Annotated in this window: 12 protein-coding genes, 3 tRNA genes, 1 rRNA gene and 1 riboswitch; of the genes, 7 read left to right on the forward strand and 9 right to left on the reverse strand. The window is 49.0% G+C overall.

What is annotated here, in order from left to right; genetic code table 11:
* Positions 1–181 precede the first annotated feature (181 nt).
* Positions 182–754: a hypothetical protein gene (locus AC0YNX_RS08170; RefSeq protein ID WP_475815127.1), complete on the forward strand. Its 573-nt coding sequence runs from the start codon at positions 182–184 to the stop codon at positions 752–754.
* A 20-nt stretch (positions 755–774) separates the two neighbouring features.
* Here AC0YNX_RS08170 and AC0YNX_RS08175 read toward each other — a convergent pair whose 3' ends face one another.
* On the reverse strand, positions 775–2,418 hold the full coding sequence (locus AC0YNX_RS08175; RefSeq protein WP_475815128.1) for a thiamine pyrophosphate-binding protein: 1,644 nt from the start codon (positions 2,416–2,418) through the stop codon (positions 775–777).
* 26 nt (positions 2,419–2,444) lie between these two features.
* Positions 2,445–5,195, reverse strand: a complete 2,751-nt coding sequence (locus tag AC0YNX_RS08180; RefSeq protein WP_475815129.1) for a sensor domain-containing phosphodiesterase — start codon at positions 5,193–5,195, stop codon at positions 2,445–2,447.
* 302 nt (positions 5,196–5,497) lie between these two features.
* On the opposite strand from AC0YNX_RS08180, the gene AC0YNX_RS08185 reads away from it, so the two are divergent.
* The 5 genes from AC0YNX_RS08185 (at position 5,498) to AC0YNX_RS08205 (ending at position 10,806) form a co-directional block, all read left to right on the forward strand.
* Positions 5,498–6,247, forward strand: a complete 750-nt coding sequence (locus tag AC0YNX_RS08185; protein WP_475815130.1) for an SDR family NAD(P)-dependent oxidoreductase — start codon at positions 5,498–5,500, stop codon at positions 6,245–6,247.
* Positions 6,248–6,394: 147 nt separating this feature from the next.
* Positions 6,395–7,282, forward strand: a complete 888-nt coding sequence (locus AC0YNX_RS08190) for an ABC transporter permease subunit (protein WP_475815131.1) — start codon at positions 6,395–6,397, stop codon at positions 7,280–7,282.
* A gap of 2 nt (positions 7,283–7,284) precedes the next feature.
* Complete coding sequence (locus AC0YNX_RS08195; protein WP_475815132.1) at positions 7,285–8,205, forward strand: ABC transporter permease; 921 nt, start codon at positions 7,285–7,287, stop codon at positions 8,203–8,205.
* 172 nt (positions 8,206–8,377) lie between these two features.
* On the forward strand, positions 8,378–10,294 hold the full coding sequence (locus AC0YNX_RS08200) for a metallophosphoesterase (protein WP_475815133.1): 1,917 nt from the start codon (positions 8,378–8,380) through the stop codon (positions 10,292–10,294).
* Between the two features lie 83 nt (positions 10,295–10,377).
* Entirely contained in the window at positions 10,378–10,806 is a 429-nt protein-coding gene (locus AC0YNX_RS08205; protein ID WP_475815134.1) for a hypothetical protein, read from the forward strand.
* 151 nt (positions 10,807–10,957) lie between these two features.
* Here the strand turns inward: AC0YNX_RS08205 and AC0YNX_RS08210 are convergent, their stop codons facing one another.
* Genes AC0YNX_RS08210 through AC0YNX_RS08220 form a run of 3 tightly spaced genes read right to left on the reverse strand, consistent with a single transcriptional unit; the run spans position 10,958 to position 13,472 of the window.
* Entirely contained in the window at positions 10,958–11,938 is a 981-nt protein-coding gene (locus AC0YNX_RS08210) for a phosphotransferase enzyme family protein (RefSeq protein ID WP_475815135.1), read from the reverse strand.
* 26 nt (positions 11,939–11,964) lie between these two features.
* The gene (locus AC0YNX_RS08215) at positions 11,965–12,981 is read right to left on the reverse strand and encodes an aminoglycoside phosphotransferase family protein (protein WP_475815136.1); all 1,017 of its coding nucleotides are present in this window, start codon (positions 12,979–12,981) and stop codon (positions 11,965–11,967) included.
* A 44-nt stretch (positions 12,982–13,025) separates the two neighbouring features.
* Positions 13,026–13,472, reverse strand: coding sequence for a VOC family protein (locus tag AC0YNX_RS08220; RefSeq protein ID WP_475815137.1), 447 nt, complete (start codon positions 13,470–13,472; stop codon positions 13,026–13,028).
* Between the two features lie 48 nt (positions 13,473–13,520).
* A riboswitch (purine riboswitch) is annotated at positions 13,521–13,620 on the forward strand.
* Between the two features lie 57 nt (positions 13,621–13,677).
* Here AC0YNX_RS08220 and ade point away from each other — a divergent pair.
* A complete protein-coding gene (gene ade / locus AC0YNX_RS08225; RefSeq protein WP_475815138.1) occupies positions 13,678–15,426 on the forward strand; it encodes an adenine deaminase in 1,749 nt (582 codons plus the stop codon).
* Between the two features lie 139 nt (positions 15,427–15,565).
* On the opposite strand, the gene AC0YNX_RS08230 is transcribed toward ade, so the two are convergent.
* The 4 genes from AC0YNX_RS08230 to AC0YNX_RS08245 form a co-directional block, all read right to left on the reverse strand.
* Positions 15,566–15,640, reverse strand: a tRNA-Gln gene (locus tag AC0YNX_RS08230).
* Positions 15,641–15,672: 32 nt separating this feature from the next.
* A tRNA-His gene (locus AC0YNX_RS08235) sits at positions 15,673–15,748 on the reverse strand.
* Positions 15,749–15,787: 39 nt separating this feature from the next.
* Positions 15,788–15,863, reverse strand: a tRNA-Thr gene (locus tag AC0YNX_RS08240).
* 82 nt (positions 15,864–15,945) lie between these two features.
* A 23S ribosomal RNA gene (locus AC0YNX_RS08245) occupies positions 15,946–16,036 on the reverse strand; the annotation flags it as partial.

Consider the following 16,036-nt stretch of genomic DNA (forward strand, 5'->3'; position numbering starts at 1 on the left):
CTCTATTTTAGATGAATCATCTGAAAATAACCACCAAGCAACAAACAAAGCCCGGACGTTGAAGTCCGAGCCTAGCGTATCCTTCGCTGAAACTGTAAATCTGATGAACAACTATGCAAGCTTTTCCAGTATAATTGTTAATGAGCTTAAAGAAACTCATTCATGACGGGAGCGCGATATCATGACGACCAAAGCCGCACAGATGGACAAGCTTATCGAAGCAAGCGGCGCGAGCATCGGAAGCACAGAGCTGCTAGCCATTATCCACCAAACCTTCAATATTGACCTTGGTGCACTACCGCTAACGTCTCTACCTGAATCGGTATTGAAAGCTTATCTGGAGCAGGCCGCAGGATCAGTAACAGGACAGGACATTCGAGTCATGCTGAACGAGACGTTAGCGGTTAATCTGGATGCGCTCTCCGCGCTAGAAGGTGCGCGAATTTCGCTATTCTCGAAGGGACATTGGATGCTCCAGCAGCCCGACGATCTATTCGTCGTGAATACAGGCGCTGGAGATGTAGACGTCACCATCACGCCAACCGCATATTACGCGCAATCACAACCGGCTAACTCGGGCACGATGCCGCAGGAGCTAAGAGAAGCGCTTGTCCAGCTTGGATTTACATACGAGCAAGCCAGCCAAAGCTGCAGCTATGCGGATCCATCCGGCGATCCCGTCCCTGACGCTTTTAAAGGCCAGACGATGAGAGCACTCATTACCTTCATCCGCACTTCATGTGCAAGCCTATAATCTCCGACTCTGCTACACTGCTACTTGCCGAAGGATGATAAGAACTTCACGCGATCGCCCATCGGAGGCGTGTTGTTGTCTTTCAACACGACCTCCAGAATAGCGGGTCCGCTCAGCTCGAGCAGCGGTTCGAGGCTGGCTTGCTGAAGCTCGCCCAGCCCTGTTACCCGCAAGCTCGGAATGCCCATTGCCGCTGCCATCCCCGCAATATCCACCGATTCCTGCTCGAAGGAAGGGTGTGTCCGCTTAAACTGCAACGAATGCCCGTGATAGACCATGCCAAGACGCGCATTGTTAATGATGACGAATAGGATCGGTAAGCCAAACTCCTTCGCCGTCAGAATGTCCATGCCATGCATGAAGAAGCAGCCATCACCCGTTACGCAGACAACTGGGCGCTCGGGTTCTGCCAGCTTGGAGCCGATTGCCGAGGCGATGCCTGTTCCCATTGCCCCGAAGTGAACATTGATATTGTATGTATCCTTATTTAACACCTTCATATGATGGATGACATAGGACATAAACTCCCCGATATCCACCGTGTACCGAGTATTCACAGGCAAGCATTGCTGCAGCTGAAGTAGCACATTCCTTGTAGAGAACTCTTCGGTAAGAACATGTCGCGATTCTACGCCGCGATCCTTCACACGCACGGCTCTCTCCTGCAATCCAAGCGTTCTTAATTCCTCAATTAACATCAGCAAGCTTAAATGAATATCTCCAAGCACCGGCAGATCAATGCTGTACTTGCGATTGAACACCGTCTGGTCAAAATCAAGCTGAACCGTGTACCGGCCTTTGGTTAGATTCATATTGTAGTTATTCGTCGCTGTCTCGCCTAGGCTTGAGCCTACGATGAGCAAAGCGCCGCCGTTGTCGTCGGCAAGCAGCCGCGACGCCGCCTCATGCCCAGCGAAGCCGAACACGCCGACATATTGCGGATGGTTCTCCGGGATGTAGCCCTTCGCCTGCGGTGTCGTCACGATCGGCCAGCCCAACAACTCGGACAGCTCAAGCAAGGAGTCGACGGAGCCTCTGACGCCTTGCCCGACGAAGATGACGCCGTGCTTCTTCTCGCGCAGAGCCTTCGCCACCTTCTCGATGACGGCAAGCACGGGAACGATGGGTTTCCTCGGTAATAGTGGAGGTATAATCGGCGAGCCGATATCTGCATGTTGAACGTCAATGGGAAGGGCGACATGGACAGGACCAGGCACGCCGGAGATCGCGATTTGGCACGCTTTGGCCACTTCGCGAAGGACATCCTTCGCTTCCGTGACCAGCACGCTGTATTTGGTAACCGGGCGGAATACCGGGCTGACGTCCAGCTCCTGCGAAGCGTTAAGCCCCATCGTGCCGACTGGTACCGCTCCGGTCAGGAACAGCACCGGCAGATGCTCACGCATGGCATTCGCTGCGCCTGTGACCAGATTGGTCGCGCCAGGACCGCTGCAGCCAATACTCACGCTGAGCCGGCCCGTGTACTTCGCGTAAGCGGCCGCCATATAGGAAGCGGCCCCTTCATGCTTCGTAACAACCGGCTCGATTTCCGGCATATCGTACAGCTCGTCGAAGAATGCGTTGACCGAGCCTGCCGGAATGCCGAACAGATGCTCCACCCCATTTTCCTTCAAAAACTCCAAAACCGCTCTAGCTGCTCTCATTGAAGTCCCTCCACATCACCCAATTTTTAAACCGTAAGAAATTGCTTTGCAATATCCATCGCTTTCATGGGACGACTGAAGAAGTAGCCTTGCATTAAGTAACAGTCCCTTGCAGATAAAAACTCTACATGCTGCATCGTTTCAACGCCTTCAGCAATAACGTTTAAATTCAAGTTGTGTGCTAGCGTTATGATCGTATCGGTAATTGCGGCGTTATTATCGTCATTGGTAATATCCTGCATGAACGATTTGTCGATCTTCAGCGTGTCAATTGGCAGTGTCTTCAAATAACCCAGTGACGAGTAGCCTGTCCCGAAATCATCAATCGCGATCTTGATGCCAAGACCCTTCAATTCCTTCATCGTTTTGAGCGTCAATTCACGGTTCTTGATAATCAGATTCTCCGTCAGCTCAAGCTCCAATTGTTCAGGTGGCAAGCCAACTTCCGCAAGTACGCTGCTGACCATCGCGAACAGATTGTTCTGCTCGAACTGGCGCACCGACAAATTGACGGACATGCTCTCGAGCGGGAAGCCTTGCTCTTGCCAAGCCTTGAGCTGCTTGCATGACTCGCGCAGCACCCATTCGCCGATCGGTACGATAAGCGCTGTCTCTTCTGCGATCGGGATGAACGAATCTGGAGCGATCATACCTTGCTTCGGATGATTCCAGCGCAGCAGCGCCTCAACGCCGACGATGCGGCTCGTCTTATTATTGAATTGCGGCTGGTAGTAGATTTCAAGCTCATTCTGATCCAGCGCTTTATAGAGATCGTTCTCCAGCTTCACGCGCTCGAACGTTCTCGTATCCATCCCTTCTTTGAAGAAATGGTAGCTGTTGCCCGAAATCTCCTTCGATTTGTACATCGCAGTATCCGCATTCTTGATGAGTGTCTCCGTGGTATCGCCGTTATCCGGATACAAGCTGATGCCGATGCTCGCCTTCATATAAATTTCGTTCTCCAGCAGCTGGAACGGATCGGTGAACGAGTCGATGACGAGCTGAACAACCTTCTGTACCTCATTCTCATTCTTAATGTTCGGGAGGAAGATCGTAAATTCATCGCCGCCCTGGCGGGAGACAGTTGCTCCCTTCGGCACGCAATCGCTAAGCCGCTTCGCCACGTCGCGCAGCAGCAAGTCGCCGTAGCTGTGTCCGAGCGAGTCATTAATGAACTTGAAACGGTCCAAATCCAGGTAAAGGACCGCCAGCTTCTCGCCGTTGATCTGCGCTTGAGTCAGCCCTTGGCTAAGCCGGTCCTTCAGCAGAAGCCGGTTAGGCAGATCTGTTAGACTGTCGAAGTACGCGCGGTATTTGATCTCTTCTTCCATCTGCTTGCGCTGCGTAATATCCTTGAATGTGACAACCTCGCCGACAATTTCGTCTCCTTCGCGAATCGAAGAAATAACATACTCCACAGTGAAGCTTGTTTTGTCCTTCCGCTGGAACTTATCATCCTGGCTCTCGCGATGCTTCCCTTTAAAAATAATCTTCGATGGCTGACCAATCAGCTCGCAGCTTGATTCATAACCTAGCATCGAAATGCCAGCGGGGTTGCAGAACGTAATATTGCGGCCCAGGTCAAGTCCGAAGATGCCTTCGCCCGCAGAGTTCAGGATAAGCTCCTTCTCTCTGCTGAGCTGCTGAAGCTCGGTGATGACGCGCTCAAGCTCCCGGTTCTTGACCGTAATTTCCGAGGTCCGCTCCTTAATGATAATTTCCTGCTTCTCCATGTAGAGCAAATTCGACAGCGTCGAAGCGGTAGCATCTACGATGGATTGAGCCAGCTGCAGCGTTGTATCCGAGAAATTAGCGAACGTTCCATTCTCGTCCAGATTAACGACCGGAATAACGCCGAGCACTTCGCCCAAGGACAAAATCGGGAATATGAGCAACCCCTTCATGCCGAAGTTACGGCAAACCTCATGATTCGGCCGACTGTCCGCGAACACATCTGGAATAAGGACTGCTTTCTTCGTGCGAATGACCTCTTGGATGACCGCATCGTTACTCTCGTCAATACGGATTTTGTTATGCTGATTCATCCAATCTTCTTCCGTCCAATCGGCGTTCTTGCTTAGCTTGGCAGGACGGATATGGCTCTCGGTAATCGGGTCCAAGAGATGTACGCCGATATTGTAGTTATCGAGTACCTTGCCTAAGTAGAAGAAGCAGCTGTCCAAGCTTTCTTGCATGGTCGAGCACATTGCCAGGTCGCGGGTAACATCGAGAAGCAGCTGCTTCTCGTAGATCAGGTTCTCTTTGTGCGTCATATTCTTCGCATTCTGGATCGCGACCGCAGCCATATTCACGTAAGCTTCGACCGTCTGAATTTCAGAATTGGTCAAATTCATCGGGATGCCATAATCGAATAGAAAAACAAGGCCAAACAATTCTTGCTCGAAGGAAATCGGCAGAACGAGAAGAGATTTAATCTGGAAGCCTTGCACAGCTCTCGGATCAGGACGCGTGTCCCTGGAGGTGTCAGGGATATAGATCGTTTTCTTCGTCTCGATGACTTCCTTAGCGAGGAGATCCATCTCTGTATCAATCACATGCATATCTATAGTCCAACCGTTAATAACACTTGGCTTACCCACATAACCGCGGAATGTTCCATCCTCTTGGGGCAAGTAGATGCCTACGGAATTGCACCGGACGATCTCTTCTGAAATTGCAGTCGTCACATGCTCCAATACTTCTCGCAATTCGAGCTTCGTATTGATTAACTTCGTTAAATTCGCAAGACGAGAATATCTCATTTGTTCTTTTAACATTAATTAATCCCCATTCCGTAGTTGGTGTACATGAATCCTTTAGCAGCTATCAAATTAATCTACTAGTATAAAAATACTATGGAAGCCTTACAGATTTCTACACTTAATTATGAAAACGCCAACAAATCTACAAAAATCGTAGGGATATCCGCCCATTATGTCGTCTAAATTTACATAAAACACCAATTTTGGTGTAAGGTTCCCGAAAGGTTTCAGTACGGGAGGACGAGGAGGTTTGACTTTCCATTCCCTAACCTGTATATCTGATCATAAATATACATCGTTTATGCGGAGGGAATTAGATGAAAGCAAACCATCCAGTTGTGCTCATTTCCGGAGCTGGCAACGGTATTGGCAGATCATTAGCACAAGCTTACGCACAGCATGGAGCACGTACCATCTTGATTGATAAGAACAACGCATCGTTAGAACAGACAGCTGAACTCATTCAAGCATCAGGTTTTGAGAGGCCACTGATCCGAGCGCTTGATCTAAGCGATGCGTCTGCGATTGAAGCGTTCTTCGTCTGGCTGCGGGAGCAAACGGATCGTCTGGATGCTCTCATCAACAATGCAGGGCTCGGCGCATGGAAATCCGTCTATGACTTAACCGTAGACGAATGGGACTACGTCATTCACACGAATCTGCGGGCAAGCTTCTTATTGGCAAGAGAATCGGCAAAGCTTATGCGGGGCAATGGCGGCGGATCAATCGTCAATATCGCATCGACGCGCGCGCTGATGTCGGAACCGAATTCGGAAGCCTATGCCGCATCCAAAGGCGGTATCTTATCGCTGACGCATGCGCTCGCCGCTTCGCTTGGCCCTGATGGCATCCGGGTCAATGCGATCAGCCCCGGCTGGATTGAAACCGGCGACTACAGCCAGCTTCGCACCGAAGATCATGCTCAGCATCTCGCTGGCCGTGTCGGTAAGCCGGAAGACATCGCAAGAGCGTGCCTGTACTTCACGGATCCTGCGAATGACTTTGTAACCGGGACGAATCTTGTCATTGACGGCGGCATGACACGCAAAATGATCTACGTCGAATAAGGCCATCGCAGACCATCCAGTACTGGGATCTCCTTCCAAGCCGCGAAGTCTTGCATATACGAACTAAAGGGCTATACTTAATAGGGTGAAATAATCGTTTACACACTCTGCATCTACCAGCCACTCTGATTGAAAGGAAGCCCTTGCATGCCGAAAGTCTTACAAATTACGTTGCTTGTCCCTGGTATTCTGCTGTTCGTTCTGCTATTTGGGATGTTCCCCGTCGTGCTCCAAGCGGATCATTTTGAAGGCGCGTTATCCTTCAATTGGTCAGGCGGCTTTTCTACGATTGGTGATTATATGAAAGGAATATGGAGCGGTCAGTCGTTCCATTATTTCTCTGGCAAAACAGAGCATTTGTTCTGGGAGCAGATCGGGAGAAGCTTCTCGGTCACCCTTTTCTACATCACCATTGGCGGCATTATCGGCACAACACTTGGCGTTCTGATCGGCGTCTATTTCGCTGTTACCCGCATGAAATGGTTGAAACGGGTTTTGGAGTTGACGGCTGTATTGCCGGACTTTGTCATTGTCATCCTGCTACAATTTCTCATTGTGTTCATTGCCTCGGAGACCGGCTATGTCATCTTCGACGTCGCCAGCTTCTCGACGGATGATCCGGCGATTGCATTGCCGCTTATTTCGACGGTTATTATTCCTGCGAATTATATGATTCGTAACGTCGCGCTGCACATGAGCCATACGCTAACCGAGGATTACATTAGCTTTGCCAAGGCGCGCGGGCTCGGAAAGCGTTACATTATTTTCTTCCACGCACTACCGAATGTACTGCCGTTTGTCAAAGCAGATCTGCACAAGTTTATGGGCATTCTGTTCGGAAACTTGTTTATCTTTGAATATCTATTCAACCTGGGCGGCGTTACAATGCTCGTATTCTCCAACGCTTTTGCGTATAACGGTTATCAATATAGCCTTGTTGTGAATGGCATTCTGACACTTCTGCTGCTCTATGCGATTGTTTACAGCTTGCTTCGACTCGTTATTTTTGGTGCAGAGAAGGTGTTTGTACGATGAACATGAACAAATCATTACTCGTGGGACTTATTATCATCATTGTTATCATTGCTGCTTCCCTATTCGGACCCTATTTTGCTCCACACAGTATTGACGAGCGTCAAAGCGTCACTTATTTGGTCGATGAGAACGGCAATGGCGATCTGATTGTTCCGCCAATTCCTCCGGGCAAGGAGTACCCGCTTGGAACGGACAAGGATGGCTACGATATGCTCGCGAAGCTGCTAGCCGGTTCGAAATATACCATCTTCGTTTCTCTGGCAATTGCCCTCTCTCGCATTCTAATAGGCGGAGCAATTGGTTTGTTCCTTGGCTATATGGGTAAAGCAAAGCCTAGTCGTACCGATAAGCTTCCCATCTGGAACGTACTGAACGGCATTCCGATTTTCATTATTGTCTGGATGATTATGATCGGCATTACGATGAACCCAGCAGCATCTCCGCTGTATATGACAACGATTGTCGCCATCATTTTGACTCTCGTGGGCATTCCGACAGTCGCATCCACGATGAAAGAGAAGACGATGATCTTGCGCGAGAAGCAGTTCATCCTGTCTGCCAAGTCAATCGGCGCCGGTCACCTAACCATCATTCGCCGACATATTTTCCCGCATCTTCTGGAGAGCTTCCTCATCCTGTTCGTGCAGGAAATCGTACTCGCGCTCAGCCTATTCGGCCAGCTTGCGATCTTCAATATCTTCGTAGGCGGCACGACGATGTACTTCGACCCTGTTCAGTATGTGAGCCGTACGAATGAATGGAGCGGACTGATTGGACAAGCGCGTGACTATCTATTTATCTACCAATGGGTGCTGTTCATCCCGTTAGTCGCTTACATTGTATTCATCCTCGGATTCCATCTGATCTCGGTTGGTCTCGAACAGGTGTATAAGCAGAAATTTTCAAAGGCTTCGCATATCTAGCATCTCAATCAGAAGGCTGCCAGCAATGGCAGCCTTTGTTGTATGAGAAAGCACCATTCGACGTGATCTGCAAGCGTGCTGTGTCATAATAATGTGGGATTATCTGGAACTGGAATCAGTACCTAGCCCAGATTGCCTAATTATTGTCGCGTATCGCGGGAAGGAGAAACGTATGATTAGCGGGAAAGTGCAGAAGCTCGTCGATAAAATGATCCGTGAGCCAAAAACAAGACCACGAATGGTCGAATGGTTCAACCCTGCACAGCTCATCGTTACCGGCACCAGGACCGTGCTCTCTACCTTGTTCGGCCGCTATTCGGACTATCGACTCATTGAAGCATTCAACAACCAGCATGCAGAGCAGATTAATGATTACGCCAAGGAATATATGCCGGATGGCAAAGGTGGCTTCATGACCGATGCAGACGGCTTCTACATCCCGAGCGTGCATCAAGACCGGGATGAAATATGGATTGATTATGTGTGCGACGTCGGAGACGGATTTAATTCCACTTACTCCGTCGCATATGCACTGACTCAGCCGGAACTGACGTTGCACACTGTGAACGATTCGACGAGAAATAAGAGCCACAGTCAGAGCCAGAGCCAGAGCCAGAATTATACGACCAGACGAGGCGATATTCTCATCTTCGGCGGCGATCAGGTCTATCCAACTGCGAATAGCGAAACTTATATCAAGCGGCTAATCGCACCCTATCATATGGCGCAAGGCTTTTCTAAGGACCCGCATCCGCATGTCTTTGCCATTCCGGGAAATCACGACTGGTATGACGGATTAATTGCGTTCTCGCGTATTTTTTCTGCGCGAAAGTGGTTTAATGGCTGGCAAGCGCCACAGCGGCGGAGCTATTTTGCCCTTAAGCTGCCGCACGGCTGGTGGCTGCTCGGAACCGATATTCAGCTGAACTCGGATATTGACGAGCAGCAGGTCCGCTATTTCGAGCAAGTCGCCGAGCAGATTGATCCGAGCGAACGGGTCATCCTTTGTAATGCTGAGCCCTACTGGGTTTACAAGCACAAGTACAAAGACTATGACCCCGTCTACAACGAGAACAACCTCGCGTACCTCGAGAAAATGCTTAAGGACCGCCATATCGGCATTCATGTCTACCTCGCCGGCGACTCCCATCATTACCGCAGATTCGAGTATGTGCCTACGTTTGCAGGAGGCGCGGCGGATCACAGCCTCAAGATTGAGAAGATTACAGCCGGAGGCGGCGGAGCATTCCTTCATCCGACGCATGACTTACGAGCTCGTTCGATCAAGGAAACGAGCTATGACGAGGAGAATCCGCTCGAATTTGAACGAATGCATGATTTTCCATCGGAGGCGCAGTCCAGAAGGCTGACCTGGATGAACTTCTTATTTGCCTGGAAGAATCCGTTATTCGGCATCGTTACGGCGATTCTGTATTTACTCGTGTGCAACTCCTTCTTGTCAGTCAACACTTATCCTCCCCAATCTGCAAGCTATGCCGCTGTAGTCTCCTCTTCTTTATCAGAGATCGGCCGTTCACCTGGTGCCTTCATCTGGATGATCATTGTCATAGCCGGCTTCTGGCTGTTTACGGATACGCATTCGCGCGTCTATAAGTGGATCGCAGGCTGCCTTCATGGAGCCATTCATGTCACGGCATCGTTCTTCATCGGCTGCGGTGCGATCTATCTGGCTAGCAGCGGATTCCATCTGTCTTGGGGGATTGGCGCGCTGCTGCTCTCCGGCATCCTCATTGCATATGGCGGCTGGATCATCGGTTCTATCATTATGGGTATCTACCTCTTTATCTCGCTTAATTGGTTTGGACGTCATGCGAATGAAGCCTTCTCTGCCCTGCAAAATGAAGATTATAAGAACTTTCTTCGCATTCATATTGCTAAGAACGGCGACCTGACTATCTACCCGATCGGTATTCGCACAATCACTCGCAAATGGAAGCGGCCTGCAAACCGCGCCGAATACGGACCGATGCTGGTGCCCGATGTGCCTGCTGGGAAGCGTGAGGCAACAGAGCCGCATCTCATAGAAGATCCGATCTGCATTCCAGCTGTCCGAACAAGGTTCCACTAGGCAATAAGCGACGCGAAAATATCGGCATGTCCAACCCTTATCTACCAGAGCTGCATAGAGTAGTAGAAAAGGATTGTGATACGATGGGTCAGCTTATCGATGCACGCACATCGAGCAATATCACTGTAGTACTTGAAGAGTTTGATACGTTCCCACTCGATACTCCAGTGCTTGTCGGTCAGGTAGGGCTCAACATTCCGCAGAGTACCCCAGGCACGATTCGTGTTCAATTAACCGGAATGGTTGGCGCTGCACTGCCGACGGATTTCCCGACTGCCTTCACGCTTGAGCTGTATATGGTTCGAGGATTAACGATTAATGATCTCCTCATCTTTAAGTCCTTGAACTCGTTTGAACGCGACGTTCACACCGCTTCGTTCTCGGCGTCCGATTACAATGTGCCACCGCCGGCGTCCGGCTTGCTGCCTTATACCTTATTCGCAATCGCTCGGTCGGAAGGTATCGGTCGTGTCGGTCCGGAGAATTTGAACGCATCAGCTTATACGGGATAATCAAACCATGACAAGCAAAGGGCAGCCGAACGATGTGTTCGGCTGCCCTTTTGAGTGAATGATAAATTCCAAACTATGGATTATTTTCTCTTTCAAGGCCCGCAAATACAAATAATCTTTGATGAATGCTTCATGCGAATTCCACGCTTCATTAAACCAACTGATACGACCGAAATTCGTTAATAAATCCGTCCAGCCAATCTTCCGAATAATCTAGAATGCCAGAATTACTCGGGATAAACGCGACATCAAGACCCATGACCCACAAGCGACGAACAATCATGAACAAATCTATTGCCGCTTCATCTTGAGCGGAGAAATCCCGAACAGAACGATAGCCTGCGATGAGCGCATCCCATAACAAATCCTTTTTATCTGTTAACTGTCTCTTTCTTCCCTTTACTTGAGCCAGGTCGTAAGCTCTCCATCCAGGCGCAGCCCATTCAAAGTCGTAATGCGTGAATGAGATACCTTCTTGAAATGCATTATTATTGCCATGCATATCGCCATGACATATACCCCAATCCAATTCATGCTTTGCAGCAGCAGCGATTCGTTCTTCCAGTGCATTCACGAATTGGTGTAGAAAAGGTACTGCCTGATTGTTCTCACCAATGTAACCTATAATTCGTTCCAGCGGCTGTCTGACTAGAAACCTTGTATCCATTTCGTATCGTGGTAATTCTAGCTTGACCTTATCCATGGCTGCATGCAATTCAGCTGCAGACCTACCAAAGGCGTAACATGAGTCCTCGTCTTGAAGGACGTTTTCCGTACCATTGATGTACCTGAAGATTACAGCAACTCGCTTGCCTTCCGGCGCTTCGATAACGGTGTACGTGCTCTTATCTTGTTTGGCAATTGGTTCAGACACGTTTGTATCCGAGCACAAATTACTTGATAATTGGTCGAGTAAAGATACCTCGTACGCTACATCGTTCTCGCTAACCGAAACTCGGTAGACACGAAGAATGTAATACCCACCTGCTGTTCTTATCCTATACGTGTCGTTTAACCCCCGTAGGAAGAATAGACACTCTTCCCATTGTCCGATATCATAATGTTCGCTTAAGCAGTATTCCAGATATCTAGGATCTATGACTGAACGTAAAGCTGTCGGCCCTGCATACATCTTTGTTGCCCCTTTATCATTCGAAGTTAAATTCCATATTTTTCTATATAAATCGGATACGAGCGAAGGTGAGTCGCTCTGCTCTTAGCCTGGGTAGACTCCCGATACTCGGGTATTTGCTCTGCCTCGACATAATCAGCCAACACATCAATGACATCATCGAACAGCTTCGCTCTAAAATACAGCTCTAAGCGCTGAACCACAGCCTCACCTGCTAATGCCAGCACCTTCTCTCTCCAAATCGGCCATGACGGACTTTGCGCTAGCGGCCACAGTAGGACCGAGTAGTCCATAGCGGCATCGCCATAACCGGACAGCTCGTCCCAATCGATAATTCGAAAGCCTTCACCTACATCTTCGTCTTCGCCGTATGTCAGAACGTTATTGCCATTCAAGTCATTATGTACAACATCTGTTGCAATGCGATGAAATGCAGCTGATTGCCGGACAGCCTCTCTCAGCCTCTCAATTTCCTCACCGAACCATGTAATGGTCTCGTCTGAGATGAAGTCCCTGAGCAGCTCGCGAGACCCAATGATACCGTCAAGATCTTCTGAGAATCTAGTCATATACTCATCCTCGAAAGCTTCCATATAAGTTCGTTCATCCGCTTGAGGCAGCATTCGGCGTAAATGATCGTCGCGATGCAGCTTCGCGGCAGTCTCCATTACACGGACCAAACTATCATCGGACAATAGAGCTTCCGCGAGCGGCGTCGCGTCTTCGATATATTCAAAAACTAAGCCGTATGGATAGCCGGGCACGATTTCTCCATCTATCTCATGAATAAGCTTCGGCGCGGTGTAATGCTCCGTCAGATAATCACTCACACTTGCCCACTGCCGTAAATTCGCAACCTTGCTAGGAGGAGCTAGTTTAACATGAAGCTGTCTGCTGCCATCTGTCAAACGAATGGACAAGTTATTGAAGCCTCCGGGATTATAGATGTACAATGCCTGGAGCTGATTCGATCCAAGTCCAACCAAATCGGCGTTAGCTACGGCCCACTCTGTAATTAATCTCTCTGCTTGTCTTGTGTCCATCTCTTCATCCTGCCCCCTGAGACGAAGTTATTCCTCTTAAAGTCCTACTTATTGAATTGCAAGACGCCCCACAGATTTCCTTCCGAATCATAAAATTTAAGCACCCATGCGAAACCGTCGTCTTGATATACTTGTATTTGAGTGCCTAAGCTCGTCAACTTACGATGCAGCTCATGAATCTGGGTTGTGCGATACAGCATTGTAGGAAACTCCGTTCCATTTACGGTAAACTGCGCATCTGTCTTTTCATCGCTCGTTTGCCATAACATAAGAGTAGGACCCTCCGGTAAATCAAGGAAAGCGATGCGATCTCCGTCGCGACTGCCTAATTGAAATCCAAGCTGCTCAGTGTACCATGAAATTGCTCGGTCCATCTCTTTTACTGGAATTTGTACATGTTCAAGTGCTGTTAGCATTGTAATCACCCCATAATAATTTACTTTATATGTAATTTCGACATTACAATACATTTTCCTTCCATTTCGTTCCAACCTGCGAAAAGATCTCCCCTTGATCCGCATCACCGCTAGTTGTATAATGACTACAGCTTAATAAGCCATTGTATAACCTCAATAATATGGTTTGAGGGTCTCTACCAGGAGCCGTAAAATCCTGATTACAAAAATGTGTAGCGAACTTACATGTTTTTGTGATCGGGATTTTTTTTATTTGTCTACCGAAACAGGAGAGTGAATTATGGAGCAGAACCGTATAAATTTGTGCAGACGTATCCGAGTCGCCGCCAAGCAAGAACCCGCGGATGTAGTGATCCGTAACGGAAGAATTGTGAATGTATTTACAGGAGAGCTCATGCAAGGCGACATTGCTATCGCAGATGGGATGATTGCCGGGATTGGCAACTACGTGGGAGAAGAAACAATTGATGCTCAAGGAAGATATATCGTGCCAGGCTTCATCGACGGACATGTACATATCGAAAGCTCCATGCTTACTCCTCAGCAATTTGCACGCGTTCTCCTTCTGCATGGGGTTACAACAGTCGTAACCGATCCCCATGAAATCGCAAATGTCGCTGGAACAGACGGAATCGAGTATATGCTTGATGCTGCCGAAGGATTGCCGTTCGACACTTTCGTCATGCTGCCTTCCTGCGTTCCTGCAACACCTTTTGAAAGTAACGGCGCTCAGCTCGATGCCGAGGATCTAATGCCCTTCTTCCATCATCCGAAAGTACTTGGATTGGCCGAGGTCATGGACTATCCATCTGTAGCGAATACAGAGTCGCGTATGCTTAACAAGCTGGCTGTGACTCAAGAAGCTGGCGCCCTCATAGACGGGCACGCTGCCGGGATCAGTCGTGACGGCTTGAATGTATATATGGCTGCAGGCATTCGAACCGATCATGAGAGCATCAGCTTACAAGAAGCGCAAGACCGTCTTGACCTTGGCATGTATTTGATGATTCGTGAAGGCACGGTTGCCAAAGATCTCGACGCACTGTTACCGGTCGTCACACCGCGCAATTCCAGGCGCTGCCTCTTCGTTACCGACGATAAGCTGATAGACGATTTAATAAGCGAGGGCAGCATTGATCATATTATAAGGCGCGCAGTCACCAAAGGATTCGAGCCTATCACCGCAATTCAGATGGCGACACTGAATACGGCAGAATGCTTCCGCCTTCGCGAGCATGGCGCAATTGCTGCAGGTTATCAAGCCGATCTTCTGATTCTCGACGATCTGGCTCAAGTGAAGATACATCAGGTATTTAAACGCGGGCGCTGCGTCGTTGATGCAGGTCAACTTGTAGAAGAAGCTTTTCCTCCGGAAGAATCGATGTCTGACAGTTTGAGCAGCAAGCTGCCTAGTGTGAATGTTCATCACGTTGAGAAGGCTCATCTTGCTATACCGCTGGAAGGTGATCGTTGCCACATTATCGAAATCATTCCGAATTCGCTTGTCACGAATCACCTAATCGAACAGGTCAAGGTGGAGGATGGCATGTTCTCACCAACTGTAGACAGCGATTTGCTCAAAATCGCCGTAATCGAACGTCATCAAGCAACCGGCAATGTAGGCGTAGGAATCGTCAAAGGCTTCGGGTTGAAGCGCGGTGCTATCGCCACCACTGTCGCACATGATTCCCATAACATCGTTGTTGTCGGAGTATCAGACGAGGAGATATTGGCTGCGATTGAAGAAGTGATTCGCACTGGCGGCGGCGCCGCAGTCATTGCAGGCGATAAAGTGCTGGCGTCCTTGCCGCTGCCGATTACTGGCTTATTGTCCAATCGTCCATATGATGAAGTGGCTGATGGATTGATGAAGCTGAAGCTCGCCATGACTGAGATTGGCGCTTCGCAAACCTTTAACCCGCTGCTGACCTTATCCTTTCTAACATTGCCTGTCATTCCGAGCTTGAAGCTGACGGACAAAGGATTGTTCGATTTCACTTCGTTCTCGCATATCGAAGTGGAAGCATAGCATGAAGAGCGCAGTCCGAGTGGGCTGCGCTCTTTGAAATTCGATTTAGGATGCAAAAAAACCTTGCCTAGGCAAGGTTTGATTAGTAACTTTTTATTAATGATTTGCTGCTATGCAGTCCAGTACTTTCGCGAATAAATGGCTGGGGATCTAGGATTCGAACCTAGGAATGACGGAGTCAAAGTCCGTTGCCTTACCGCTTGGCTAATCCCCAACAGTTCGCAAAACTTACTTATTGTTTTTTTATGGGGCGACCGATGGGACTTGAACCCACGAATGCCGGATCCACAAACCGGTGCGTTAACCCCTTCGCCACGACCGCCATAAGAAACATTCTATGTATTGCTATTAAAGTGGATAATGGTGCCGGCGATAGGAGTCGAACCCACGACCTACTGATTACAAGTCAGTTGCTCTACCAACTGAGCTACACCGGCACGCTATATAGGGTACTTAACACCCTGAAAACTGGATACGAACCTTTGCGAAGGTTTCTTGCTTAGCTGGATTTCACTTATTTAGGATAAGCCCTCGACCGATTAGTATTCGTCAGCTGCACACGTTGCCGCGCTTCCACCTCGAACCTATCAACCTGATCGTCTTTCAGGGG

Source organism: Paenibacillus sp. J31R98, from assembly GCF_056269245.1.

Bases quoted from the DNA above. Each gene is read 5' to 3' on its own strand.
- AC0YNX_RS08170 (WP_475815127.1), top strand. From the start codon at position 182: ATGACGACCAAAGCCGCACAGATGGACAAGCTTATCGAAGCAAGCGGC.
- AC0YNX_RS08175 (WP_475815128.1), bottom strand. From the start codon at position 2,418: ATGAGAGCAGCTAGAGCGGTTTTGGAGTTTTTGAAGGAAAATGGGGTG.
- AC0YNX_RS08180 (WP_475815129.1), bottom strand. From the start codon at position 5,195: ATGTTAAAAGAACAAATGAGATATTCTCGTCTTGCGAATTTAACGAAG.
- AC0YNX_RS08185 (WP_475815130.1), top strand. From the start codon at position 5,498: ATGAAAGCAAACCATCCAGTTGTGCTCATTTCCGGAGCTGGCAACGGT.
- AC0YNX_RS08190 (WP_475815131.1), top strand. From the start codon at position 6,395: ATGCCGAAAGTCTTACAAATTACGTTGCTTGTCCCTGGTATTCTGCTG.
- AC0YNX_RS08195 (WP_475815132.1), top strand. From the start codon at position 7,285: ATGAACAAATCATTACTCGTGGGACTTATTATCATCATTGTTATCATT.
- AC0YNX_RS08200 (WP_475815133.1), top strand. From the start codon at position 8,378: ATGATTAGCGGGAAAGTGCAGAAGCTCGTCGATAAAATGATCCGTGAG.
- AC0YNX_RS08205 (WP_475815134.1), top strand. From the start codon at position 10,378: ATGGGTCAGCTTATCGATGCACGCACATCGAGCAATATCACTGTAGTA.
- AC0YNX_RS08210 (WP_475815135.1), bottom strand. From the start codon at position 11,938: ATGTATGCAGGGCCGACAGCTTTACGTTCAGTCATAGATCCTAGATAT.
- AC0YNX_RS08215 (WP_475815136.1), bottom strand. From the start codon at position 12,981: ATGGACACAAGACAAGCAGAGAGATTAATTACAGAGTGGGCCGTAGCT.
- ade (WP_475815138.1), top strand. From the start codon at position 13,678: ATGGAGCAGAACCGTATAAATTTGTGCAGACGTATCCGAGTCGCCGCC.